Here is a 24,111-nt window from a genome sequence, read left to right as displayed (position 1 = left end):
CGCGCGAACTCGGTTTCGCGGGATTCAGCCCCGCCGCGCCACGAGCTCGGCCCAACCCGGCTCGTCGGGCAACGGTCGTTCGGTCCAGTCGGCGGGCCATTTCCGGCGCGTGTCGTCGTCCAACCGGGTCATCGCCCCGGTGAGTGCGGCAGTGGTGTGCGTGCCGAAGTCCACCTCTCCCGCGAAGGTCGCGCCTCGGAAGGTCACGCCCTCGCCCTCGAAGCCGACGCGGCGGAAATCCCCGAGGCCGCTGAATCGCACTCCCCGGAAATCGGCTTGCCGCTCGAACAGCGTCCCCCGGAACACGGCCGGACCGTGGAAACTGGCATCGGCGAAGGTGGCCGAACGCACGCGGCATCGGGAGAACGTGAAGGTGTGCAGTACGGCTCCGGACAGGTTCAGCGCTATGTCCGGCCAGAACAGCGAGTCCTCCGCCGGTTCCTCGTCCAGCCGCAGGTGGGTGACCAGCACCTGCTGCGCGGCCTGCCGCACCTCGAACTCCTGGGGACCGCCGTGCTCGGGACTCGACTGTTCGTCCGGCGCCTCCGGGGACATCCTCAGATAGGCACAGATGAGATCGACGATCGTCTGCCGGTGCGTCGGGTAGGTCTGGCCCAGCCGTTCCAGGGCGAAGATCCCGGCCAGCCGCACCGGGGCCTTGTCGGCGCTGAGCTGCTCGGCGGCTCTGCCGTAGAGTTCGGTGACCCGGGTCTCGGTGGCATCGTGATCCCGTCGCAGAATGCTGACCTCGGTGCTGCGCTGCCGCCGGGCCGCCAACCAGAGAGCGGCGGCGCCGCCCGTGCCCACTCCGATGCTCGCCGAGGTACGTACGGCTTCGAGGATCACCTTGGGTGGCGCGTCCCGCAGCACGACCACCAGCAGGGTCGTCGAGAGCAGCGTGATCCCGACGACCACGACTGCGCCGATCGTGATCGCCCTGTTGCTGAGCACCCGGGGAACTTCCGGGGTTGGCTGGGAACGTGCCACGGTTCCCGATCATGGCAAACACCGCGGCGCGATTGGCCGGGATCGGCGAACTCCGCACTCGAAATCTCCGGTGATGCGGCCAGCACGCCGTGCTACGGAGAAAAAGCATTCGAAGAACGGGCGCGATCAGGGTACGTTCGGGACATGGCTACCGAGATGATCCCTTCCCGAAGGGAAGATGCCGCGTAACCGGCCCGCGCGCGTTCGGCGCGCACCACCGACGACTCCGACGAGCGAGATTCCCGGTGTGTCACGCCGCGTGGCACACGCCCTGGACCGGCTGGGCCGCGACGATCTCGACGCGGCGAGCGTGGCTCAAGCGCTGGCTAAATGGAGTTCGGCGTGTCACGCCCCCGCCGCGAAGCTTCAGGGCGAGAACAACCACCTCACCGAGTTCATCGCCCCGTTCGAAAGGGACACGCTGGAACGCGCGCTCCGAGCCCTGCCGAGGCATCTCGCCAGGGAGCTGCGCTCCCACGTCGCACCGCTGGACGAGCTCTACATCGCCAAAACAGTCCCGGTCCCCACGTGGAACAACGGGAACTGGTGGAAGAACCGCTGCTGAGCACCGGCGTTTCCGACGCCGGGAACCCCGCCCCAGCCGCCTCGCTCTGGGAGAGACACCGGACTCCTAGACTGACGGCATGGCCCGACTGCTGATCGTGCACCACACCCCTTCGCCGGGGATGCAGGCTATGTTCGAGAAGGTCGTCGAGGGGGCGACCACCGACGAGATCGAGGGTGTCGAGGTGGTGCGCAGGGCCGCGCTGTCCGCCACCGCCGCCGACGTGCTGGCGGCCGACGGATACCTGCTGGGCACCCCGGCCAACCTCGGCTACATGTCGGGCGCGCTCAAGCACTTCTTCGACCAGATCTACTACCCGTGTCTGGACGCCACCGGCGGCAGGCCGTTCGGCATCTACGTGCACGGCAACGAGGGCACCGAGGGCGCGCTCCGGGCCGCTCGTTCCATAACCACCGGTCTGGGATGGCAGCAGGTCGCCGAACCGGTGGACCTCACCGGACAACCCGACTCGACGGGGTTGGACGCGTGCTGGGAGCTCGGCGCCACCGTGGCGGCGAACCTGATGGAGTGAGTCCGTGCCGCTGTGCCCGACGCCTCCGCGGGGCGCGACACGAGCGGAGGGCAAACCGAACCGAAGACTCCCTCAGCCACGCGGAGCGGTGTCCAGCCCACGCAGCAGTGGGGCACTGTTCACAGTTACACGCTCTCGCAGCCGCTCACACCGGACAGTGGTTCACACCGCCATCGCGGGCACGGGCCAGCGACGAATCCTCGCGGGAGCCCATCACTCCAGAGACCCCAACCGCACGATGAGGCCACTGTCCGCGAACCGTTCCCTCGTGCCGGAATCGATCTCGTCGGGCGTCGTTCCGCCTGCCAGCGAACGGGCCGCGCGAACGAGTTCCGGATCACTCACCGTGTAGCATTCCACAGCCGATCCCCTCCTGTCCCGGATCTGGAGAAAACCCGGCCCTTCCCGCTGGAGACACTCGCACGGGAACCAGGAGTCGGACCACTAGTCGAGCTTGGTGTCGGGAAAAGCCGGTCTGGCACCGAGAATCACGATCCCGTCACCGGCGACCACGTACTTGAGCCAGCTGCGCGAGTGGGTCGTCGACCATTCCTCCACCGCGTGCGGCAGTTTCCGCTCCGGCGTTCCGGCTATTCCGGCCGGGCCGTATCGAACAGGTAGGCGACGTCAACCAGTTCCTCGTGGAAGCGCTCCGGTGCCTTGCCGGGGGAATTCATGAACGAACCGTTCAGCCCGCAGCAGGTGTAGTGGTGTTTCTCGCCCCACCAGCATCCGCTCGATCCCTCCAGTACGAGCTTGGGTTCGAGCCTGTTCGAGGCGACGCTGCGGTAGAAGAAGTCCGGATCGGCATTCAGAACCGTCACGGAATCCGCTCTTGCCGACGTGGATTCCACACCGGACACTATCCAAATCGTCCGGTATTCGCCCTGATCCGATAGCAGGAAAGTTCGTCACCGCTCCCCGGGGCATCAGCCGAAGCATTCCCCAGCGACGAACCGAAAAAGGAGCGCGATCACGAAATGTAAGCGAGAAAATTCAAAACGTGTTCATCGCGGGACGCGTCGACCGTGCGTTCGGGCAGCGGACCGCGATCTCGCGACAATCCGCCGTGAGGCTCTCGTGCATCCGATCAACGGCGACGTTACACACCACACGAGATCGACCAGGGACGATGCCCCGCTTCAGAACTTCGCGGCGCGTCCCTTCCAGCTGGTCACTCCCCGCGCCACCTCCAGCGCACCGTGCAGCATGATGCAGCCGAAGACCGCGTTGGTGAACGGTGCGGCCGGTGCCAACCAGGGTCCCGCGTGCATGACGCGCGCGGTGCGGGCGTGCGTCGCGCTCTGTGCCGTCCAACCGAGTGAGCCGAGCGCGATCAACGCCGGCTTCCGACCACGCACTCCCGCCGCGAGGATCGCCGGAGAGGCCAGCGACAGCGAGATCTGGCCGAGCCCGATGCCGAGCAACAGCGGAAGCGAACCGTTGGTCCCCGCCACGAAGCTCTTGCGGAAGGAGTCCCACCCCTGCCGGAATGGGTCCATACCGCTGGTGGTCGCGTACGAGAGCCCTTCCACAACCCTGGTGATCCCGCCGTGATCGCGTACGGTGGTGGCGATCGCGATGTCCTCGTTGCGACGTCCGGACAGTGCCGCCCAGCCGCCGATCTTCTCGTAGTGCGAGCGACGCAGCAGGATGCAGTGGCCGATGGCGAACGCCTTGCTTCCCTTGCCGACCGGATCGGCGTTCTCACCGATCATCTGCAGCCCGGCGGGCATCAGTATCGGCCAGCTCGCCGAGTGTTCGGCGGGCGGCCCACCCGGTGTGGAGACCAGATCGGCGTCCGCGTGTTCCGCGGTCGCCAGCAGCTTCGCCAGCAGTTCGGGAGCGAGCACGGTGTCGGCGTCGACGAACATCAGCCACTCACCGGCCTCTGGCTCGCCAGCGGCCTCGACACCGACGTGCATCGCGTGCACCTTGCCGGTCCACCCCGACGGCGGCCCCTCGCTGCGTACGACCCGTACTCGCGGGTCCTCGGCCGCGTGGCGGGCAGCGATCTCGCTGGTACCGTCGGTGGAACCGTCGTCCACCACCACGACCCGCAGGGCGGGTTCCTCGTCGTCCGGGCCACGTTCGCGACCGTAGGTCTGCTCGCGGATGCCGCGCAGACAGTTGTCCAGCACGTCCTCCTCGTTACGCGCGGGAACCACCACGGTCACGGTAGGCGGCAGCACGGTACTCGCCGGCTGCTGCTCCAACGGCAGAATGGCTCGCGCTTTCCGAAGGGTGCGCAGGCTGCGATACACGGTCCCGCCCACCGTCGCGGCCAGCAGAGCACCTCGGACAGCGTTATGTCGTGATACCACACGCACAGCTTGCCATGCGTCCCCGGAAAAGGACCCCACCGGCAGTGCGAACCCCACCTCAACAACGTGCGTACGCCGGGTTAGTGATGTTCGGACGGCATGATCGGCCGGACACGCGGTCACAATCGGTAATCAACGCCGTTCGCCGCTCCAGCGCGGCGGTGGCGGCTGGTGCCTCCCCGGCTGGCGTCGATTTCCCGCGAAATCGCCGCGCCGCGGAAATCCGCCCCGGCGACGGGGATCGCCGGGGCGGACCATGGGCCCGCCACGTGGCCCATGCCTGGGAAGGGATCAGTTCAGGTTCTCGTCGATGGCGGTCATCAGTTCACCGTCCGCGGTGTCACCGTCCAGCGACCAGATCATGGCGCCGCCCAGACCGTTACCGTTGACGTAGTCCATCTTCCTGGCGATCTCCACGGGATCGTCGAAGGTCCAGAACGTGTTGCCGTCGAACAGCCACGCGAAGCCCGCCTGTTCGTCACGGTGGATCGTGTACTGGCCGACCTTGTCCTTGAGCACCTTGTAGTCCTCGTATCCCGCTTCGTAAGTGGCGGGAGCAGGTCCGGTGGAGGTCTGGAACAGGCCGTTGTTTTGGTCCGGAACCCCGGTCCATCCTCGGCCGTAGAACGGGACTCCGAGCACCAGTTCGTTCGCCGGAGCCCCTCTGGCCAGGTAGGTGTCGATCGCCTTGTCGACGCTGAACCGCTCGGTGGAGGGATCACCGGCCGGGCTGTACAGCGCGGACTGGTGGTTGGTGGTCTCCTCATAGGCGCCGTGCAGGTCGTAGCCCTGCACGGTGGCGAAGTCCAGCGAGTCGAAGACCTTGTTCACCTCGAAGCCCGCGTCGATCTTCTCGGGTGAGGCGGGCAGGAAAGCGGTCAGATCGTAGGTCTCGCCGGTCTCGGCTTCCAGACCGTCGAGCTGGCTGCGCCACTCCCGCAACAGGGCGGTGTAGTTCTGCTTGTCGGCCGGATCCACGATGGTGCCGGGGCCGCCCTCGGAAGCGGGCCACTCCCAATCGATGTCGACGCCGTCGAAGATGCCCGCCGCGACGCCCTCGCCGCCCTGCGGCGAACCGCCGAGCTTCGGCAGGTTGCCCCGCAACCACATGTCGATGCAGGACTTCACGTGCTGCGCGCGGGACTGCTGCGTCGCGGCCGCGGTGTGGAAGTCGTCCGACCACGACCAGCCGCCCAGCGAGATGTAGACCTTGAGGTGGGGATACATCTCCTTGAGCTCGGCCAGCTGGTGGAGATTGCCCGCCAACGGCTGGTCCCAGGTGTCGGCGACACCGTCGACGGAGTTGGCCGCCGAGAACCGCTTCTGGTAATCGGCCCACGCGTCGGCCTCACCGGCCTGGTTACCGGTGAAGCACTGCCCGGAGGAATCCAGGTTTCCGAACGCGTAATTGATGTGGGTCAGTTTCTCGGCGGTACCCGAGGTGACCAGATCGTTGATGTAGAACTGCCGGTCGTAGATCGACCACTGTGTGAAGTAGCCGACCTTGCGGGATCCACTTTGGGCAGCCGCCTCGGCGGTGGCCGCGCGATCCGCGCCCTGCTCGGTGGAACCGTCAACGCCGGTGGCAGTGGCCGGTGCGGCCAACAGCCCCGTGAACAGCGCGGCTCCGGTTGCCAGTGCTGATAATCGCCACGTCGAACGTGTACTCAGAGACATCGCTCACTCCCGATGGGATCGGTACGGGATGCCCAATACCGTGTGGTCTAGACCAAGTTTGGTCAAGGTATGGACCAATCTTTCACCCATTCGGACGCAGTGCCACGAAACCGGATCCGCGATGCCGTGGAAACGGTTCACCGGGGACGACGTACTTTTCGAGTCCACAATGGACCGATATTTCCGCGGTCGGCGCTCCGAAGTGCTCCCGCTGCCGCGCACACGGTGATGACTCGACACACAGCGCGGCGGCGTCGATTTCTCGCGAAATCGCCGGGCCGCTTCGACGCTTCGACGCAGCGCCGAACCCCGACCACTGTCGCAGTCGGCGCCGCCGCGGGTTCTCTGGCGCGACTCTCGCGAGGAAGGCCCGACGTTGTGTAGGTCGCTACCCGATGTCGGGCCTCCCGGAGCGAGAGCCGCGCGAGAGGTTCCGCCAAGCAACCGACCACGGAAACCGAGGCAGCGAAGTCCTGCTATCGGGGTCCGTACTCACGATCACCGGCATCACCCAGCCCGGGGACGATGAACCCGGACTCGTTGAGTCGTTCGTCCACACTCGCCGTGACCACGCGAATCGGAAGCCCCGACTCGGACAACCGGTCGATCCCTTCCGGGGCCGCCAGCGTGCAGATCGCGGTGACGTCGCTCGCGCCACGCTGATGCAGCAGTCCGATCGTGTGGACCATCGACCCGCCGGTGGCAAGCATCGGATCGAGCACGATCACCGGACGCCGCGAGAGGTCGTCCGGCAGCGACTCCATGTAGGGCGTGGGGCGCAGCGTCTCCTCGTCCCTGGCCAGGCCGACGAATCCCATCTGCGCCTCCGGGATCAGCCGGTGGGCCTGGTCGGCCATGCCGAGCCCGGCGCGCAGCACCGGCACCAGCAGCGGCGGGTTGGCCAGCCGGTACCCGGTGGTGCGGGCCACGGGGGTGTGGATGGACTCCTCGGCCACCTCGGCGTCCCTGATCGCCTCGTAGAGCAGCATCAGGGTGAGTTCCTGCAGCGCGGCCCGGAACGCCGCGTTGTCGGTCCGCGCGTCACGCATGGTGGACAGCCGCGCCCGCGTCAGGGGGTGATCGATGACCCGCACATCCATGACCGCCACGGTATCGGCAAGTCCGTGGAAGTCCGCTGCTCACCCTCGGCGGACTCCGCTGCTCGCCTTCGGCGGGGATCGCGTCAGCCGCGTGCCGCCAGCACCGCGTCGTAGAGGTCCTTCTTGCGCACTCCGCCCATCTCGGCTATCTCGGCCACCGCGTCCTTGAGTCGCATCCCGGTGGCCGCACGCTGCTCGACCTGGGCCACGAGTTCCGCGGGGTCCTCCGGTGCCGCGGTTTCCGCTCCGGCGAGCACCACGGTGATCTCGCCGCGCACGCCCTCCCGTGCCCACTCGGCGAGTTCGCCCAGCTCCCCACGACGAACCTGTTCGTAGGTCTTGGTCAGCTCCCGGCACACCGCGGCACGTCGTCGTGAGCCGAGCACGGTCACCGCGTCGTCGAGCGTGTCGGCTATGCGATGCGGTGCCTCGAAGAACACGGCGGTGCGCCGCTCGGCCACCAGCCCGGCCAGCCAGCGTCTGCGCGGCCCGGACTTGCGCGGTGGGAATCCCTCGAAGCAGAACCGGTCGCTGGGGAGCCCGGACAGCGCCAACGCGGTGGTCACCGCGCTGGGGCCGGGCAGACAGGTCACGGGCAGGCCCTCCGACGCGCACGCCGCGACCAGGCGGTAACCGGGATCGGAGACGCTGGGCATCCCCGCGTCGGTGACCAACAACACGGTCGAACCACCGCGCAGCGCCTCCAGCAGCGTGGACTGCCTGCTCTCCTCCACCGCGTCGTAATAGCTCAGCACCCGCCCGGATGGAGCCACTCGCAGCGAACCGGCCAGCGCACGGACCCGCCTGGTGTCCTCGGCGGCGACGACGTCGGCCGTGGCCAACGCCTCGGTCAGCCTCGGCGAGGCGTCGCGCGCGTCGCCGAGTGGGGTGGCCGCCAGCAACAATGTGCCCGATCCGGATTCGTCAGTCACGAGAACCACCATACGATTTGCGTGTGAACGTCCTCGTGCCGAGCTCCGGTGGCAGCAGTGCCCGCGACGAAGCCGTTCGCGACGGCGAAACCCCGCCGGCCCGGTATCCCGGCGAACACGACCGGGCGAAACTGTTGTCGCCGAGGGAACCCACGGATCGCCTGCGCGGATGGATCGTGACCCTGGTGGTCACGCTGCTGGCGGGTGTGGTCCGTTTCTGGCGACTGGGGCAGGCGACCGACGACGGCACCCCGATCTTCGACGAGAAGCACTACGTCCCGCAGGCGTGGCAGATGCTGCGCAACGGTGGCTTCGAGGACAATCCCGGTTACGAGCTGGTGGCCCACCCGCCGGTGGGCAAACACCTGATAGCGGTCGGCGAGTGGCTGTTCGGCTACACCCCGCTGGGCTGGCGGTTCAGCGCCGCGGTCGCGGGCACGCTGATGGTGCTGCTGCTGGTGCGCGTCGCGCGCCGCATGACGCGTTCCACCCTGCTGGGCGCGTTGGCGGGAATCCTGTTGATCTGCGACGGGCTCAGCCACGTGCAGGCGCGCGTGGGCATGCTGGACATCTTCCACGCCGTGCTGGTGCTCGCCGCGTTCGCCTGCCTGCTGGTGGATCGCGACCGAATGCGTTCCCGCCTGGCGCTGGTCGTCACCGAACAGCGGATCGGGGAATCGGAGCTGGGCCCCAGATTGGGATTCCGCTGGTGGCGGTTCGGCGCGGGCATCCTGCTGGGGATGGCGTGCGGGGTGAAGTGGAGCGGCATCTACTTCGTGCTGGCCCTGAGCCTGCTCAGCCTTGTCTGGGACGCGTTGGCCCGGCGGAGCGCGGGAGTGGCACGCCCGTGGCGCGGCGCGTCGCTGCGGGACGCCCTGCCCACGTTCGCCTCGCTGTTCGTGCTGCCGTTGGTGGTCTACTTCGCCACCTGGGCCGCCTGGTACGCGAGCGAGACGGCCACCGACCGGCACGCGGCGGCCGTCGCGGACGACGTGGGATTCGGTTTCCTGCCCGACATGGCGCGATCGCTGCTGTATTACCACTTCAACGTGCTGGAGTTCCACACTCATCTGGTCACCGGCGACGATCCGCACCCTTGGGAGTCGAAGCCGTGGGCCTGGCCGATGGGCATGCGGCCGATGCTCTACTACTACGAGTCCGGGATGCCCGGTTGCGGCCAGGGCGACTGCGTGCAGGCCACGATGCTGCTGGGGACCCCGGCACTGTGGTGGGTGGCGCTGCCGGTCGCGGGTTGGGCGGTGTGGCGTGCCGTCGGACGGCTGGACTGGCGCTACGCCGCGGTGCTGGTCTGCTACTGCGCCGGTTACCTGCCCTGGTTCGTCAACCTCGACAGGCAGATGTACTACTTCTACGCCACACCGCTGGCTCCCTTCCTGGTGCTGGGGATCGTGCTGGTACTCGGCGAGATCCTGGGGCGTTCGAACGCGAGCACCGAACGCCGCAAGACAGGTCTGCTGGTGGTCGCGCTCTACGTCGGACTGGTGGTGGCCAACTTCGTGTGGCTGTGGCCGATCCTGAACGGTTTCCCGATCACCGAGGCGCGCTGGGCGGCCGAGCTCTGGCTCCCCTCGTGGCGGTGAGCGGCCCGGCCGCGAGCGCCCCGGAGTCCCCGGAGAACTCCGATCAGCCGCGCGGCTCCCAGCGGAAGGTGCGCCGCGCCACCAACAAAGCCAGCAGCGTCCACGCGGCCAGCACCGCCAGATCCGTAAGCGTCGCGGTGAACACGCCCTCGCCCGGGGCCACGGCGTGCCGTACCAGGTCGGTGACCGCACCGCCGGGGGTGAACCGCAACGGCTGAGCGGCCTGCCCCGCCACGGCCGAACCCGCCCCACCACCGAGCAGCAACAGCAGGAACGGCAGCGTGGTGATCTGGGCGTGCTCGGCACTGGAGGTGAAACCGGTGGTGGCCACCCCCACGACGGCGCAACAGACCGTGCCTGCCAGCACCGCCAGCAGCAGGAACAGCGCCTCCACCCGCAGCGGAGCGAGCAGCCGCAGCCCGACCGCGAGCACCACAGCGAGCTGCGCCACGGCGAGCAGCGCGGGCACGAGCACCAGCGAGTTGAGCACGGTCGTCGGAGAGGGCGCGGCGCAGCAGAGCCGCTTGAGGTAGTGCTCCTGGCGTCTGCTGGTCAGGGTGGTGGTCACGGTCAGGTAGACGGTGAACCCCAGGATCGTCAGGACCTGCATCGCCAGGGCGGGCACCGCCGTCGAGGGCCCGGAGGTCCTGGTCAGCAGCAGCCCCAGCACCACGGGAAGCAACGTGGCGGTCACCGCGACAGTACGGTTGCGCAGCAACAGGTTGAGTTCGGCACGCAGCAGCGCCGGTACCGCGGTACGTGGTGTCCGCAGTGGTGTACTCATCGGAACTTCACCTCCTGCTGTGTTGCCCGACCGGGGCGGCCGTCGCTCTCGCGTACCGCGTGGAAGACGTCCTCCAGGGAGGCCTGCCGGGCGCGCAGGCCGCTGAGGTGGATCCCGTGGTCCCGCGACCAGTCGAGCACCCGGTGCAGATCGGGCTGCAACGACTCGGTGCGGATGTCCACCCGGCCCGTGTCGTCCCGTTCCACCTCGCCGGCCAGCTCCGGGAGTCCGGGAGCTCGCGCGGAGACGGAGAACCGGATGCGGGCGCTCTCGGCGGACAGCACCTCGGACAGCGTTCCCGACAGTGCGATCCCGCCGCGGTGCATGATCGCCAGCCGGTGGGCCAGCCGCTCGGCCTCCTCCAGGTAGTGCGTGGTCAGCAGCACGGTGGTTCCCTCGGCCAGCAACCCGGCCACCAGTTCCCAACTGGCTCTTCGCGACTCCGGATCGAGCCCGCTGGTGGGTTCGTCGAGGAACAGCAGCTCGGGGCGGGCCATTGTGGCCAGCGCCAGATCCAGCCGACGGCGCTCACCACCGGAGAGCAGCTTGACGCGAACCCGTTCGCGGTGCCGCAGCCCGACGGTTTCCAGGGCGGCGCGCGGGTCCTTCGCGTCCGGGAGCATGGCGCGCCACAACCGGGCCGTCTCCAGCACGGTGAGTTCCCCGGCGAATCCGCTCTGCTGCAGCATGATCCCGGTGCGGGGACGCACCTCGGCCCGCTGCCGCCACGGGTCCTTGCCGAACACCCGTACGCTTCCCCCGGTGGCCGGGCGGAGCCCTTCGACGGTTTCCAGCAGTGTGGTCTTGCCCGCACCGTTGGTGCCGAGCAACGCGAACAGCTCCCCGGCGCGGATGTCGAACCGCACGCCGCGCACGGCCTCGAAGGAACCGTAGGAGCAGCGCACCCGGTCGACGTTGACTACTTCTTCGAACATGTCCCCGAGCCTGCTGCCCACGGGGACGGTGCGGTAGGAACAGCGATCACCGGTGTCGGTGACCGTGGTGGCCGAGGTGATGACATCCGTCATCGGGGCAGGTGACAACCGCGCTCGAATCGCCGCTCCGGTGTGTGTGGCTCGGCCCGGATCGGGGATGCTGCCCTGGTGAACTCCAGTGCTTCCGAGAACAGCGCCGCACGGGTACGCCGGGTGCACCGCTACACCTGGTGGATGGTGATGCCGACCGCGCCGATCTACTGTCTGCTCGCGATCGTCAATCTGGTGCACGGCCGGGTGACGGGGCTCTACAACAACGTCGAGCTGGTGGTGCTGTTGGCGGTGGTGCTGGCCATCGCGGTGGAGGGAACCCGGGCGTGCGGGATGATCATGCGCGGGATGGGCGCGGGCATCCCGGAGCCCGTTCGGATCACAACGGATTTCACCGCGTCGCTGGTCGTGCTGGGCTACGTGACCACGCGGGAGATCCCCGCCTTCCTGCTGTTCACGCTGCTGCCCGCCCTGTTCGCGGCGGCGATAGTGACGGGGTCACGGCGCGAACACCGCTGGTGGATGGGCTGCGGCTGTACGGTGCTGACGGCCGGAGTGGCGAGCGCGAGCGTGGTCGCGACGGGGAACGAGGAGTTCGTCCCGGTGACGGTGGGTTACGCGACGTTCCTGGTGGCCATGACCGTGTTCATGCTGCTGGTGCAGGGCTGGATCTGGGACGTGGTGTGCGAGCTGGACCGGGCCCGTGGCACGGAGGCGGAACTGGCCGTGGCGCGGGAACGGCTGAGGTTCGCCAGCGAACTGCACGACGTGCAGGGGCATCACCTGCAGGTGATCGCGTTGAAGGGGGAACTGACCGAACGCATGATCGACAGCGATGCGGACGCCGCGCGCGCCCAGGCGGCCGAGATCGCCGAAACGGCCCGTCGGGCGCTGCGGGAGACCCGCGAGGTCGTGCACGGTTACCGGCGCAGCGATCTGTCCACCGAGTTGAACAACGCGGTACGGATCCTGCGGGCGGCGAGCATCGAGACGACCGTCGAGGGCAGCAGCACTTCGGTGCCGCCGCCGCTGCAGCCGCTGTTCGCCGCCATGGTGCGTGAGGGCACCACCAACATCCTCCGGCACAGCGGTGCCCGACGGTGCGAGTTGCGCATCGACGACACCGACGGCATATCGGTGACACTGTGCAACGATGGGGCCGGGAACGGATCGGAGCACGACGCCGGTTCGGGGATCGCCGGACTGCGGGATCGCTTCGACCCGATGCACGGCAGCCTCACGGCCGAACGTCGTGGCGAGTGGTTCGAGCTGGTCGGTCACGCCCCGGCGCCCGGGGAGGGTTGAGGACTCCCCCACGGCCCGCTCGGTGGCACCGGAACCGACCGGCACCAACCACCCGAGTACCCGAGGCGGAACGGAACTCCGAAAGGACGCCCGAGCATGATCGGTGTCGTGCTGGCCGACGACGAGGACCTGATCCGTGGCGCCATGGCGGCACTGCTCGACCTGGAAAGCGACATCGAGGTCCTCGCGCAGGCCAGCAGCGGCACCGAGGCGGTAGAGGCCGTCTCGCGCGAGCGCCCCGACGTGGTCGTGCTGGACCTGGAGATGCCCGAACTGGACGGTGTCGAGGCCACGGCCGAGATCGCGCGCGACACGGCGACCCCGGTGGTACTGGTCACCAGGCACGCCAGACCGGGGGTGCTCAAGCGTGCGCTGAGCGCGGGGGTGCGTGGTTTCGTGCCGAAGACGACACCGGCGAGCAAACTCGCGGCCATTCTCCGCGACGTCCACAACGGCGGGCGCTACGTCGACTCCGAGATAGCGGCCAGCGCGCTCACCGAGGGGGACTGCCCGCTCGGTGAGCGCGAGATCGAGCTGCTGCGGCACACCCAGCACGGGGCCTCGGTCAGCACCATCGCCGAGCGGGTGCACCTGGCTCCGGGGACGGTTCGCAACTACCTGTCCGCGGCCATGAACAAACTGGGGGCCGAGACCAGGCACGAGGCCGCTCGCCGTGCCTGGGAGGAAGGTTGGATCTGACCTACCACGCCAGGCACGCGAGTTCCACTGTGGATTCTCACTCCGAGGACAGCTCCCGCAGTGTCGCGCGCAGCGCGGCCACGGCGTCGGTGAGCTCGTCCGGGCGCACCGACAACGCGGGGCGCCACCGCAGCGAACGCGGACCGGAGGGCAGGAAAACGGTGTGATGACGTTGCCTGGCCAGGGCCGTCGCCCGGTCCCGCAGCGTGCCGTCCGGGAAGTCCAGCGCGGCCATCAGACCGCGACCGCGAGGAGCGGTGACCAGATCCGGGTACTCCGCGGCCAGCCCACGCAGCTCGGAGAGCAACAACTCCCCCATCCGCGCCGCGTGGTCCAGCAGGTTCTCCGACTCGATCACTTCGAGGATCCTGGTGGCGCGCACCATGTCCACCAGGGAACCGCCCCAGGTGGAACTGATCCTGCTGGGCTCGCGGAAGGCGTTGTCCTCGATGTCGTTCACCCGCCTACCGCCCATGACGCCGCACACCTGCAGTCGCTTGCCGAAGGCGACCAGATCGGGTTCCAGCCCCAGGGCCTGGTGCGCCCAGGGGCGGCCGGTGATGCCTCCGCCGCTCTGCACCTCGTCCGCGACGGTGAGCACGTGGTGCTCCCGGCACAGCCGCTGCATCTCGCGCAGGAAGGCCGGACGCAGATGCCGGTCGCCGCCCTCCCCCTGGATCGGCTCGTAGACGAAGCAGGCGATCTCGTTGCCGTAGCGGGTCAGCGCGGCCTCCGCCGCGTCCAGTGCCTCCCGTTCGGCGGGCAGCAGTTCGGCCGTGTCCCACCGCGACCCCGGTTCCACGGCGGGGCTCGGGATCCTGGGCCAGTCGAAGGCCGGGTAGTCGCGCACCTTCCTCGGGTCGGTGTTGGTCAGCGACATCGTGTAACCGGTCCGGCCGTGGAAGGCCCACCGCAGATGCATCGCGCGTGAGCCGCGCATCGGCACGCCGCGCCGCGCGTTGTGCTTGGTCTTCCAGTCGAAGGCCACCTTGAGGGCGTTCTCCACCGCCGGACCGCCGCCCTCGATGAAGAACAACCACGGCAGCTCGGGATCCCCGAACACGCGCCGCAGGGTCTCGGCGAACCGGGCCTGTTCCACCGTGGCGAAGTCCGGGTTGGCCGGTTTGACCCTGCCCGCCCGCACCAGGGCCGCCTCGAACTCGGGAGTGCGCAGGCCCGGGTGACCGTGGCCGAGCGGCGCGGAGCTGAAGTACATCGTCATGTCGAGATACCGGGTGCCGTCCCGCGGGTCGCTGAGGCGGCATCCCTCACCGGAGTCGAGATCGACGACCACGTCGAGCAGATCACCGGTCACCCGCGAGCGGAGTTCGTCGACGACGTTCGGAGCCTGCTCCTCCGGAGCGGCGTCGTGCTCGACCGGTGCGAGTCGCTGTGCGGTCATGTTCAGCCTCCTGTGGGCCGCGACTACCTCGCCTTAAGGAATTCATACCCCAAATAACGAATATCGAGCAATATTTTCCGTTCTAACTCCAGATAAAGAGAAAGATTTTCTTAGCGTCATCCCTTCGGGCGACATTAAGCGAGAAATATTCACTTCTCAGTGATCGCCGCGCTACTGTGACGCGCGTCATCCCCGGCGCGGAGGTAGGCGATGTACGGCGGAAACACGTTCGGCAGACGCCCGGTGCTGCGGGGCGGCCTGACCGCACTGCTGACGGCCGCCGCCGCGGGACGCACCGCCGCGGCGAGCGAGCCCGGAGGTGGGCACTACCTGCTCGGTCGCGGCATCGGCGACGTGACGGGCCAGCCCGCCGAGAACGGCATGATGGGCTACGCCCGGCCGGAACAGCGCACCACCGGCATCCACCAGCGGCAACGCGCCCGCGCCTTCGTCATCGCCGAACGAACCGCCCCCGAACGGCGGGTGGCCGTGGTGACGGTGGACGCGGGGATGATCTTCGGGGCCGTGCGCCGCGCCGTGCTCGAACGCCTGGCACGCGCACACGGCACGCGCTACGGCGAACACAACGTGCTGCTGACGGCCACCCACACCCACGCCGGACCGGGTGGCTTCTCCTGCCACACCCTCTACAACGTCACCACGCTGGGTTTCCAGCCCGGCACCTTCGAAGCGCTGGTGGCGGGCATCACCGAATCGATCGAACGCGCCGACGCCGACCTGGCTCCCGGAAACCTCCACATCGCACGCGGCGAGCTGACCAACGCCAGCGTCAACCGCTCCCGCGCGGCGTTCGACCGCAACCCGGCGACGGACCGGAACCACTTCCCCGACGCGACGGACCCGGCCACGGTGCTGCTGCGCTTCGAACGCGGCGGGAGGGCCGTGGGCGCGATCAACTGGTTCGCCACCCACACCACCAGCCTCAGCCCGGCCAACACGCTCATCAGCGGCGACAACAAGGGCTACGCCGCCTACCGGTGGGAGCGCGAGATCGCGGGAGTGGACTACCGCGCGGGCGACCCCGGGTTCGTCGCCGCGTTCGCGCAGTCCAACGCCGCCGACATGTCGCCGAACCTGGAGCTGCGCCCCGGAACCGGCCCCACGGACGACGAGTTCGCCAACACCCGGATCATCGGCGATCGGCAGTACACCGCGGCGGCCCGGCTGCTGCGGGAGGCGACCACCGCCGTGGACGGCGGCATCGACCATCGAATGTCCTACGTCGACATGTCGGACACCCGTGTCGCCCCGGAGTTCACCGGCGACGGAAGTTCGCACCGGACCTGCGCGGCGGCGCTGGGGGCGTCGTTCGCGGCGGGTGCGGAGGACGGTCCGGGGCCGTCCTTCTTCGAGGAGGGAGCGGGCAACAACCCGTTCTTCGGCACGATCAGCCGTGCGCTGTATCGGACGTCACCGCGACTGCGGAACCGGCAGGCACCCAAAGAGATCCTGTTGCCGGTGGGGTCGATGGGCTGGGTACCGCGAATACTGCCGATCCAGCTGGTGCGGATCGGCACGCTGCACCTGGTCGGGATTCCGCAGGAGGTCAGCATCGTCGGCGGGCTGCGGCTGCGCCGCACGGTGGCCGCCGAGCTCGGGGTGGATCCCACCGATGTCGTGGTGGCGGGCTACGCCAACGACTACGCCGGTTACCTGACCACTCCGGAGGAGTACGACCAGCAGGCCTACGAAGGCGGCCACACCATGTTCGGGAGGTGGTCGCTGCCCGCCTACCAGCAGGAGTTCGCCAGGATCGCGGCCGACATGGCCGCCGGTCGGGACAGCGCCCGGGGACCGTCCCCGGCGGGCAATCCCGAAGGCGGCGGGGTGCGACTGCAGCCGGGCGTGGTGTTCGACTCGCCACCGGTGGGCCGGGAGTTCGGCGAGGTGTTGGAACAGCCCGGGGAACGCCACCGACGCGGGGGGACGGTGCGGGTGGTGTTCGCCTCGGCACACCCCAACAACGACCTGCACCGCGACGGCAGCTACCTGCTGGTGCAGCGCCGCTCGGCCGACGGCTGGGTGACGGTGGCCGACGACGGTGACTGGTCGACCCGGTTCCACTGGGCACGTCGCGGGGTGGCTGCCTCCACCGCGACCGTCAGCTGGACGATCCCACCGGACGCCGCCGAGGGCGAGTACCGCATCGTGCACCACGGCGCCGCCAAGGCGGTGGGCGGGGAGATCACCCCCTTCTCCGGAACATCGCGGACGTTCCGGGTGGGGTGAGTTCGACTAAGGAAATTCCCCAACCCAGCTTGCCGTTCGACCTTCCTCGTCGCGGTGCTCCGAGTAACCGAACGGGGTGCGATCGGGGGTGGCGGGCCGAGCGCGGCCTCCCAAGACTTCGGGCGATCAACGCTGTTTCCGACCCGGTCACGACGGGTTCGTTCTCGTGGTCACAGGGCTTGGTCCGCCGGGTGAGTGGCGAGGTTCGTGTTCGGTGGGGTTATCGGTGTGCCGGGGCGAAGCTGTCGACGTGGTCTTGTGCGAAGTCGGCGAAACCACGGGGCTGGTGGCCCACGACGTTCTGGAAATCGTTCGTCGTGAAGTCACCCCACCCGGTCGCGTAGGCTTGTCCGTACTCGATGAGCATCTCGGTCATCCATTCCGGCACGCCGATGTCGAGCAGGGTCTTGCGCTCAACTTCGTCGGTCGTCGGCACGTAGCGGATCTCTCGTCCGAGCGTTCGACCGAGCTGTTCGGCCACCTCCGTGAAGGACAGCGAGCGCGGTCCGGTCGGGGTGTAGGTCTTGCCGTGATGGCGGTCCGGTTCCGTGGTGAGTACCCGCGCGGCGAACTCGGCGATGTCGCGCACGTCGATCATCCCCAACCGCTCCTGGCCCATGTTGAGGGAGAACGCTCCCTCGGCCGCGATGTCGCCTGCCTCGTTGAGCAGGTTCTGCATGAACCAGTGGGGTCGCAGGATCGTCCAGTACATGCCGGATCGTTCGGTCTCGCGATCGGACAGTGCGTGCAACCGTCCGCTGCGGGTCGGCGCGTCATGGGCCGCACCGACCGCCGACAGGCGAACCACCCGTTCCACGCCCGCCCGACGCGCGGCCCAGACGGCGTTCATGTTGTTCTCGGGCGCCCGGGGACTGTTCGGGGTCAGCAACCACAGATCCTGCACGCCCTCGAAGGCCGCCGGGAGCGACCGGGCGTCGTCGAGGTCGCCGACGACGGCCCGTATACCCCGTGCCTCGAATTGCTCGGCCTTCGCCTCATCGCGGACCAGCGCCCGTGGTTCGAGTTCGGAATGCCGCAGGGCCTCCAGCAGAGCACTGGACACGGTGCCGGTGGCTCCGGTGATCAACAGGGTTCGACTCAACGTTTTCTTCCTTTCCCGAGAGTGGTTTCGTGTCGTTACCGGTGGCTGTCACTACCGGTGGTCTGTGGCTGCCGGTGCGCGTCGGGACTCGTCGGACTCCTCCGCCGCAGCGGCTTTCGGTGCCGGTTCCCCGATGGGGACGGCGAGTTCGATCGGTGCGACCTGCCGAAGTCGGGAGGGCTGAGCTGTGCGGCCGCGATCGAGAGCAGGGCGAGCACGAAACCGATCGTCTGGACGCCGGTCAGGGTTTCGTTCAGGACCAACCATCCCAGGATCGTGGCCACGGCCGGGGAAAGCAGACCGAGGAACGACACGGCCGCGACGGGCAACCGAGCCACCCCCTGGAACCACAGCATGTAGGCCAGCAGCGTGCCGACACCGCCCAGCCAGAGGTATCCGGCCATCGCGGACAGATCCAACGGCGGGGGCATTCCCTCGAAAGCCAGAGCCAGCGGCGCGAGCAGGAGACCACCCGCGGTCAGCTGCCAGCCGGTGAAGGTCAACAGACTCACCCCCTCGGGGCGGCCCCACCGCTTGGTAAGCACGACACCGGCCGACATCGCCCCGGCGCCGGCGAGTCCTGCCAGGATCCCGATCGGGTCGAAGCTCAGCTTCCCTTGGAGCACCATCATGGCCACGCCGACCACTCCGGCCACACCCCAGCCGAGACGCCAGCGCGTCGGCCGTTCTCCGAGCAGCCCGAACGCCAACCCCGCGACCAACAACGGCTGCACCGCGCTGAGAGTGGCCGCGACACCCCCGGGCAGCCGGTAGGCCGCGACGAACAGCAACGCGAAGAAGGCTCCGATGTTGAGGGTGCCCAACAAAGCCGCACGCCACCACCAGCTTCCCCGCGGCAGTGTCCGGGTCAGCGCGAGCACGATCAGCCCCGCGGGCAGTGCACGGATCGCACCGGAAAGTATCGGGCGGTCCGGCGGCAGGAACTCGGTGGTCACCAGGTAAGTGGTTCCCCACGTCGCCGGCGCCAACGCGGCGAGACCGGTCAGACTCCATGTCCGCGCCGGGGAGCCGTCCGCGGCGGAACTTCCGGCTTCAGCGATCCGGGTCACCATTTCCCCTTAATGTTAAAATAATCAACATTCATTAGATTAACTCGCCTGCTAGTATGAGTCAAACACTTCAACGTTAAGGAGATCAGTGAGGGACAGTGTGGACCGACTGCTGGAGCAGTGGAGCACCGAACGACCGGACATCGACCCCGCGCCGATGGGCGTGGTGGGACGCATCAAGCGCGCTTCACAACGGCTCGAACGCACACTGCGCGAGAACTACGCCGCCCACGACCTGCAGTCCTGGGAATTCGACATCCTGGCCACACTCCGTCGCTCCGGAGCCCCGTACCAGCTGACGGCGAGCGCCCTTGTCGAAGCCGCCATGGTCACCTCCGGAGCCATCACCAACCGCATCGACCGGCTGGCGGCCAAGGAACTGGTGACCCGCGAAACCGACCCCGACAACCGGCGCAGCGTACTGATCACACTCACCGAACACGGTTACCGAGTCGTGGACGCGGCCATGGTCGACCACGTCGAGCACGAGACACGAGCACTCGCCGGACTCGATCCGCACGAGCAGGAACACCTCACCGAACTGCTACGCAAACTCCTCACCAGCCTCGGCGATATCCCCCCGGACGAAGCGGACCACTGAGGTCGCACCGACATGTCATCGCACAACCTCCCCCGCATGAACCGGAGTCAGCCGTGCCGCCATCTCGGCACAGGGGACGAGTGGTGAGTCCGGCGACGAAAGAGCCGCTCACCCGGGTGCCCGGTCGGCGGAAATTCCGTTGCGAGGCGCGACGCGCCACCAGCAGAATGCCCGTCGTGATCGGCTCCCGGTGGGAGCTCTCCGGCTCGCTCGAACCACGGTTCGACGGTTGCCCGAAACCCCCGCACCACCGGGAGTCGATCGTCCCGAGTGGATGGCCCGATGTGCCGGTGACGGCTACTTCGTCCTCAAACACAGCTGTTGCGGGTTCGAGTCCCGTCCGGTACGACCGGTAGCTCAATCGGCAGAGCACTGTAACCGCCGTCGCCAACCCGTTCCAGGGCCGTCCACTCGGTTCTCGATCGACGATTCATGAGGGAGGGAGCGGCCGTGGCGAAGTTCAACCGTGCGGCGGCCCGAACTCACGGACATCCCGGCAAGCGGGACCGAACCGAGCCGACAGCCGTCACGCACGAGGGCGGCCCGGGCTACGTCCGCGATCCCCGCGCGGAACTGTTCCTGCTCGCCGTGACCAACCTGGTCGGCGAGCCGAGCTTCTACGAATCGGCCGGACAACGGGACTCCCGTTTCGTTCGGCTGATTCGCGAGCGTGCCGTGACCGACGGCGAATGGACGGCCCGGCTGCTGGGGTGGCTGCGTAACGGGGCGGGTCTGCGTTCGGTCGCCCTGCTCGGAGCTGCCGAGTTCGTGGCCGCACGACGCGCCGCCGGGCTGGACGGACTCTCGCGGCGGGTCGTCGACAGTGTGCTGCGGCGGGCGGACGAACCGGGGGAGCTGCTAGCCCACTGGGTCGCCGAACACGGCAAACCGCCGCCCATGCCGATCAAGAAGGGAATCAACGACGCGATCCGGCGGCTGTGGCACGAACACGCCCTGCTCAAGTGGGACTCGCCCAAGCGGAACTTCCGGTTCGGTGACGTCGTCGAGCTCACGCACCCGAAACCGGCGAACCGGCACCAGAGCACGTTACTGCGGTACTGCCTGGACCGCCGACGCGACGACGCGGACATCCCCGCCGAACTGTCGGTACTGCGCGAGCACGCCGAACTTCGCGAGGTGGCGCCGCGGTCACGGCGGAGCTGGATCACCGATCCGGCGGGCGCCGAACGACTTCGGCGTGCGGGGTTCACCTGGGAATCGCTGGCCGGTTGGCTGGGTGAACGGCTCGATGCCCAGGCATGGGAGAGCGTGATTCCCGCGATGGGCTACACCGCCCTGCTGCGCAACCTGCGCAACTTCGACAAGGCCGGGATCTCCGACGAGACAGCGGCGGGGATAGCGGCGAAACTGGGCGATCCCACCGAGGTGGCGCGCTCGCGCCAGCTGCCGTTGGCGGTGTTCGCGGCGGGTCGAGCCGTGCGTGGCGATCGCTGGCGGGAGTGCCTGGAACGCGCCGTGCAGCACACGCTGCCGAACATTCCGGTCCTGCGGGGCAGCACGCTGGTACTGGTCGACACCTCAGCCTCGATGGACCGGCCGTTCAGCCGACGGGGCAGTGTGCGCCGTTCGGACGCCGCCGCCCTGTTCGGACTAGCCTTGGCGGCACGCTGCGAGCGGACGGAAGTGGTCTCCTACTCGGGACTGAGCGGCCGGTGGCGCGAACGGTCGCACTCCGCACGGTTTCCGCCGCGACCCGATGAGGCCGTGCTCGACTCGCTGCGCAGGTGGTTCGACGATGGATTCATGCTGGACGGCGGCACCGCCACGCAGCAGGCGCTGCGCGAGCACTACGACGGGCACGACCGCGTGGTGCTGTTGACCGACGAGCAGACCGGCCCGGACGCTGAGCCCGTGACCGAGGTGCTGCCCGAGAGCACACCGGTGCACACGTTCAACCTGGCAGGTTACGAGGCGGGTCACACCCCGGCCGGTGTCACCAACCGCCACACCTACGGCGGGCTCAACGACACCTGCTTCGGCCTGATCCCGCTGGTGGAAGCGGGTGGTGAACAACAATGGCCCTGGGAGGCGTGAACCGCGGGCGAGTCCCGGTCCGAGACCGGGACTCCGGTACCGACCATCCGCTGTCGAGCCGGCCCGGCTCACCACTCGGCGAAGGCGCCGTCCGAATCACGCCAGACCAGTGAACGCCAGCGGTGACCGCGCTCGGCGGCCTCGCGCACCTTCGTCTCGTCGATCTCGACGCCCAAACCTCGCGGACGTTCCGGGTGGGGTGAGTTCGGCCGACACTGACTGGCGGCTCACTCGACTGCGGTAATTCCAACTGGCCAATGCTGTGCGATGTGGATGTCCATCCTGACCTGTGACAGCGGTGCGGATCTGTCGGGCTGCGCCCATCGGATTTCGAGTTTCACGTGTAGTGGACTACCGCCGCGACAGTGAGTTCGATCGTGTGTATGCCGGTGAGGAGTAGGCCGATGCGGGTGGGCCAGTTGGTGCGCCATCCGGCGAGGCGTAGTCCGGCGATGCCTGTCCACCACAGCAGGCAGGCCAGTGCGCCGAAGAACGCGTGGAGTTCGATGCCGGGTTCGCTGGGGTGGGTGATCGTCGTGACGAGGGACAGGTTCAGGACGACGGTGATCCAGCCGCTGTAGGCGAAGGCCGCTACGGCCAGGCCGGTTCCGGCGCATTCGCGCAGCAGGATCGTGGTGACCGGGGAGAGTCGGGGCATGCTGGTGGGTCCGGTTCGGTTCGGTGGTTCGGTATTTCGGTGGTGTGGGGGTCCCCGGCCGGGGGTGGGGTGGGAGCGGCCCCTGTTCCCGGCCGGGGTGGTGCCGCGCCGGATGGGGAAGGGAGAACTCCGGCGCGGCACCGGCCTGGGACGGCCCCCGGCACGCCGTTGTGCAGGGGGCCGGGCGGGCGTGTGCCGGAGGTGTCGGGGGTTTTCACGGCACACGCCCGGGCCTGGAGTGGACGGTCAGGCCACGGCTGGGAGACCGTGGTGACCGGTCCCTGCTGGACACGGGTTACCGGGTGTTTTCTCGGCGGGGGTGTTGGGCTCGTCGGGATCGGTGGTGGGCCAGCCCGGCTCGGTGTCGCCGTGGGCGATCCACACCGGAGGAAGCCGTGGTGGGCGGGGCGGCAGGTGCCCGATGGCGTGCAGGCAGGCGTCACAGACCGACCGGCCGTCCTCATCGGGCGGACCGCTGGCGGCACGGCCGCGGTAGGGGCCGCGTCGGGACAGGTGCCCACACAGCGCCCGCAGCCCGCTGTTTCCCGCTTTGGTGTTGGCGGGGCAGGCGTGCCACTTCGACTCGAACACGCTGGCGAACCAGCCGTGACCGGGAGGGTCGGTTATCGGTTCGGTCCCCAAGCCAGCCGCGCCAGCACCAGGGTCAGCAGCGCCAGCAGCAGCACCGCGATCTCGAACTCGGACACGATTTCTCCCGACGACACGGTTTTTCCCGAGCAGACAACGCAGCGCGAGCAGCAGCAGGGTCAGCGTCATGATCGCCACCCCTCCCGGTCCCGCAGGGCCGTATCCAGCGCGTCCCGCAGCTGCCGCGCCTCGGCGAGCGTGAACAGCGAGGCAGCGGCCGGGGCAGGCGCCAGCAACGCGATCCCGGCGGCGGTGGGTTTCAGCCGCAGCACCGCCCGGCCGTGCCGCTGCTGGCGACACGGAACCACCGACCACGCCGACACACCGTCCACAGTGGCCGAAGTGTCGAGCTGGGCCAGCTCGCACAGCCAGGGCTCGTAGAGATTCGTCGGACTCGGCGGGGAGGGATCACTGGCAGCGAGCAGATACTCAGTACACACCCGGCAGTAGTGATGCCACCCGCCCAACACCCGCTCCGGCGGGTGCGGGGCCAACTCGACCACCTCGCCGCAGAAACAGGCCACCCTCCCCCGACCCGCACGGGCGGACTCGGCGTGTTTATACGGGGCGGTGGCATGAATCGTCCCGGACTCGGTGCCGGTCACGAACCGAGGCGGCGGCACGGGCTGATCAGTGAGCGCGGGCATGGCGCACCACCCGCCCCCGCCGACCCGACCCCGCCATCGCCCAACAGCACTGCGCACACAACTCCGGATCAGCCTCCGGCTCACCGATTCCGGTGATCTCACCCAACCCCAGATAAACCTGGCACAGACTCAGCACCCACGAGGCCGTGTACTCGGCCGGGTGACGCTCGATCGCATGCAACCGAG

General features: G+C 68.5%; 22 protein-coding genes, 1 tRNA gene and 1 pseudogene. 9 read left to right on the top strand and 15 right to left on the bottom strand.

The genetic code is table 11. The annotated features are described in order from the left end of the window. Window positions 1-24: 24 nt before the first annotated feature. Complete coding sequence (locus BM394_RS05420; RefSeq protein ID WP_217643363.1) at window positions 25-987, bottom strand: pentapeptide repeat-containing protein; 963 nt, start codon at window positions 985-987, stop codon at window positions 25-27. Window positions 988-1,234: 247 nt separating this feature from the next. On the opposite strand from BM394_RS05420, the gene BM394_RS05415 reads away from it, so the two are divergent. After that, entirely contained in the window at window positions 1,235-1,552 is a 318-nt protein-coding gene (locus tag BM394_RS05415; protein ID WP_139235142.1) for a hypothetical protein, read from the top strand. Between the two features lie 79 nt (window positions 1,553-1,631). Beyond that, complete coding sequence (locus BM394_RS05410) at window positions 1,632-2,084, top strand: flavodoxin family protein (RefSeq protein ID WP_092928184.1); 453 nt, start codon at window positions 1,632-1,634, stop codon at window positions 2,082-2,084. Window positions 2,085-2,297: 213 nt separating this feature from the next. Here BM394_RS05410 and BM394_RS23260 read toward each other — a convergent pair. The 6 genes and pseudogenes from BM394_RS23260 to rsmI form a co-directional block, all read right to left on the bottom strand. Then, a pseudogene (locus tag BM394_RS23260) lies at window positions 2,298-2,516 on the bottom strand (DUF5825 family protein); the annotation flags it as partial. Window positions 2,517-2,674: 158 nt separating this feature from the next. Further along, complete coding sequence (locus BM394_RS05405; RefSeq protein ID WP_139235141.1) at window positions 2,675-2,908, bottom strand: hypothetical protein; 234 nt, start codon at window positions 2,906-2,908, stop codon at window positions 2,675-2,677. A 318-nt stretch (window positions 2,909-3,226) separates the two neighbouring features. Next, window positions 3,227-4,408 (bottom strand): glycosyltransferase family 2 protein, encoded by a 1,182-nt coding sequence (locus BM394_RS05400; protein ID WP_245779989.1) that lies wholly within the window; start codon window positions 4,406-4,408, stop codon window positions 3,227-3,229. Between the two features lie 291 nt (window positions 4,409-4,699). Further along, window positions 4,700-6,085, bottom strand: a complete 1,386-nt coding sequence (locus BM394_RS05395; RefSeq protein ID WP_092974626.1) for a glycoside hydrolase family 18 protein — start codon at window positions 6,083-6,085, stop codon at window positions 4,700-4,702. A 476-nt stretch (window positions 6,086-6,561) separates the two neighbouring features. Next, on the bottom strand, window positions 6,562-7,185 hold the full coding sequence (gene upp / locus BM394_RS05390; RefSeq protein WP_092974623.1) for a uracil phosphoribosyltransferase: 624 nt from the start codon (window positions 7,183-7,185) through the stop codon (window positions 6,562-6,564). Between the two features lie 83 nt (window positions 7,186-7,268). Beyond that, window positions 7,269-8,129, bottom strand: a complete 861-nt coding sequence (gene rsmI, locus BM394_RS05385; RefSeq protein ID WP_175529974.1) for a 16S rRNA (cytidine(1402)-2'-O)-methyltransferase — start codon at window positions 8,127-8,129, stop codon at window positions 7,269-7,271. Between the two features lie 11 nt (window positions 8,130-8,140). Between rsmI and BM394_RS05380 the strand changes: the two genes are divergently transcribed. Beyond that, a complete protein-coding gene (locus BM394_RS05380) occupies window positions 8,141-9,718 on the top strand; it encodes a dolichyl-phosphate-mannose--protein mannosyltransferase (protein WP_217643362.1) in 1,578 nt (525 codons plus the stop codon). Between the two features lie 43 nt (window positions 9,719-9,761). Here BM394_RS05380 and BM394_RS05375 read toward each other — a convergent pair whose 3' ends face one another. Together BM394_RS05375 and BM394_RS05370 are read right to left on the bottom strand one after the other, a co-directional pair. Continuing rightward, window positions 9,762-10,502, bottom strand: a complete 741-nt coding sequence (locus BM394_RS05375; protein WP_092974617.1) for an ABC transporter permease — start codon at window positions 10,500-10,502, stop codon at window positions 9,762-9,764. Then, on the bottom strand, window positions 10,499-11,437 hold the full coding sequence (locus BM394_RS05370; protein WP_092975127.1) for an ATP-binding cassette domain-containing protein: 939 nt from the start codon (window positions 11,435-11,437) through the stop codon (window positions 10,499-10,501). Before BM394_RS05370 ends, BM394_RS05375 begins: the two co-directional genes overlap by 4 nt. 168 nt (window positions 11,438-11,605) lie before the next feature. Between BM394_RS05370 and BM394_RS05365 the strand changes: the two genes are divergently transcribed. Then, window positions 11,606-12,793: a sensor histidine kinase gene (locus BM394_RS05365; RefSeq protein ID WP_217643360.1), complete on the top strand. Its 1,188-nt coding sequence runs from the start codon at window positions 11,606-11,608 to the stop codon at window positions 12,791-12,793. A gap of 96 nt (window positions 12,794-12,889) precedes the next feature. Then, window positions 12,890-13,492, top strand: coding sequence for a response regulator transcription factor (locus BM394_RS05360; RefSeq protein ID WP_092974614.1), 603 nt, complete (start codon window positions 12,890-12,892; stop codon window positions 13,490-13,492). Between the two features lie 37 nt (window positions 13,493-13,529). On the opposite strand, the gene lat is transcribed toward BM394_RS05360, so the two are convergent. Continuing rightward, window positions 13,530-14,894 (bottom strand): L-lysine 6-transaminase, encoded by a 1,365-nt coding sequence (gene lat / locus BM394_RS05355; RefSeq protein ID WP_092974611.1) that lies wholly within the window; start codon window positions 14,892-14,894, stop codon window positions 13,530-13,532. 210 nt (window positions 14,895-15,104) lie between these two features. On the opposite strand from lat, the gene BM394_RS05350 reads away from it, so the two are divergent. Beyond that, window positions 15,105-17,144 carry a neutral/alkaline ceramidase gene (locus BM394_RS05350; protein WP_092974608.1) on the top strand — a complete coding sequence of 680 codons (2,040 nt, stop codon included), beginning with the start codon at window positions 15,105-15,107 and terminating at the stop codon, window positions 17,142-17,144. 220 nt (window positions 17,145-17,364) lie between these two features. On the opposite strand, the gene BM394_RS05345 is transcribed toward BM394_RS05350, so the two are convergent. Together BM394_RS05345 and BM394_RS05340 are read right to left on the bottom strand one after the other, a co-directional pair. Then, window positions 17,365-18,246 (bottom strand): SDR family oxidoreductase, encoded by an 882-nt coding sequence (locus BM394_RS05345; protein WP_092974606.1) that lies wholly within the window; start codon window positions 18,244-18,246, stop codon window positions 17,365-17,367. A 35-nt stretch (window positions 18,247-18,281) separates the two neighbouring features. Further along, window positions 18,282-19,319, bottom strand: a complete 1,038-nt coding sequence (locus BM394_RS05340; protein WP_092974602.1) for an EamA family transporter — start codon at window positions 19,317-19,319, stop codon at window positions 18,282-18,284. 85 nt (window positions 19,320-19,404) lie between these two features. On the opposite strand from BM394_RS05340, the gene BM394_RS05335 reads away from it, so the two are divergent. The 3 genes from BM394_RS05335 to BM394_RS05330 all read left to right on the top strand — a co-directional run bounded on the left by BM394_RS05335 (window position 19,405) and on the right by BM394_RS05330 (window position 21,972). Next, window positions 19,405-19,917 (top strand): MarR family winged helix-turn-helix transcriptional regulator, encoded by a 513-nt coding sequence (locus BM394_RS05335; protein WP_092974599.1) that lies wholly within the window; start codon window positions 19,405-19,407, stop codon window positions 19,915-19,917. 284 nt (window positions 19,918-20,201) lie between these two features. After that, a tRNA-OTHER gene (locus tag BM394_RS22705) sits at window positions 20,202-20,265 on the top strand. A gap of 102 nt (window positions 20,266-20,367) precedes the next feature. Further along, complete coding sequence (locus BM394_RS05330; RefSeq protein WP_092975121.1) at window positions 20,368-21,972, top strand: TROVE domain-containing protein; 1,605 nt, start codon at window positions 20,368-20,370, stop codon at window positions 21,970-21,972. Window positions 21,973-22,309: 337 nt separating this feature from the next. Here the strand turns inward: BM394_RS05330 and BM394_RS05325 are convergent, their stop codons facing one another. The 3 genes from BM394_RS05325 to BM394_RS22700 all read right to left on the bottom strand — a co-directional run bounded on the left by BM394_RS05325 (window position 22,310) and on the right by BM394_RS22700 (window position 23,925). Then, window positions 22,310-22,630, bottom strand: a complete 321-nt coding sequence (locus BM394_RS05325; protein WP_092974596.1) for a hypothetical protein — start codon at window positions 22,628-22,630, stop codon at window positions 22,310-22,312. 246 nt (window positions 22,631-22,876) lie between these two features. Continuing rightward, the gene (locus BM394_RS05320; RefSeq protein WP_092974593.1) at window positions 22,877-23,221 is read right to left on the bottom strand and encodes a hypothetical protein; all 345 of its coding nucleotides are present in this window, start codon (window positions 23,219-23,221) and stop codon (window positions 22,877-22,879) included. 182 nt (window positions 23,222-23,403) lie between these two features. Continuing rightward, window positions 23,404-23,925, bottom strand: a complete 522-nt coding sequence (locus BM394_RS22700) for a hypothetical protein (RefSeq protein WP_175529973.1) — start codon at window positions 23,923-23,925, stop codon at window positions 23,404-23,406. Window positions 23,926-24,111: the final 186 nt, after the last annotated feature.

Origin of the sequence: Actinopolyspora lacussalsi subsp. righensis (assembly GCF_900116555.1) — a bacterium.
Classification (GTDB): Bacteria; Actinomycetota; Actinomycetes; order Mycobacteriales; family Pseudonocardiaceae; genus Actinopolyspora; species Actinopolyspora lacussalsi.
Note: the sequence above shows the minus strand (reverse complement) of the source record. Positions and strands in the feature narration are given on the sequence as shown.

Excerpts from the sequence above, each read along its gene's own strand:
- BM394_RS05410 (WP_092928184.1), top strand. The coding sequence starts at position 1,632 with ATGGCCCGACTGCTGATCGTGCACCACACCCCTTCGCCGGGGATGCAG.
- BM394_RS05395 (WP_092974626.1), bottom strand. The coding sequence starts at position 6,085 with ATGTCTCTGAGTACACGTTCGACGTGGCGATTATCAGCACTGGCAACC.
- upp (WP_092974623.1), bottom strand. The coding sequence starts at position 7,185 with ATGGATGTGCGGGTCATCGATCACCCCCTGACGCGGGCGCGGCTGTCC.
- rsmI (WP_175529974.1), bottom strand. The coding sequence starts at position 8,129 with ATGGTGGTTCTCGTGACTGACGAATCCGGATCGGGCACATTGTTGCTG.
- BM394_RS05375 (WP_092974617.1), bottom strand. The coding sequence starts at position 10,502 with ATGAGTACACCACTGCGGACACCACGTACCGCGGTACCGGCGCTGCTG.
- BM394_RS05370 (WP_092975127.1), bottom strand. The coding sequence starts at position 11,437 with ATGTTCGAAGAAGTAGTCAACGTCGACCGGGTGCGCTGCTCCTACGGT.
- BM394_RS05360 (WP_092974614.1), top strand. The coding sequence starts at position 12,890 with ATGATCGGTGTCGTGCTGGCCGACGACGAGGACCTGATCCGTGGCGCC.
- lat (WP_092974611.1), bottom strand. The coding sequence starts at position 14,894 with ATGACCGCACAGCGACTCGCACCGGTCGAGCACGACGCCGCTCCGGAG.
- BM394_RS05350 (WP_092974608.1), top strand. The coding sequence starts at position 15,105 with ATGTACGGCGGAAACACGTTCGGCAGACGCCCGGTGCTGCGGGGCGGC.
- BM394_RS05340 (WP_092974602.1), bottom strand. The coding sequence starts at position 19,319 with ATGGTGACCCGGATCGCTGAAGCCGGAAGTTCCGCCGCGGACGGCTCC.
- BM394_RS05325 (WP_092974596.1), bottom strand. The coding sequence starts at position 22,630 with ATGCCCCGACTCTCCCCGGTCACCACGATCCTGCTGCGCGAATGCGCC.
- BM394_RS22700 (WP_175529973.1), bottom strand. The coding sequence starts at position 23,925 with ATGCCCGCGCTCACTGATCAGCCCGTGCCGCCGCCTCGGTTCGTGACC.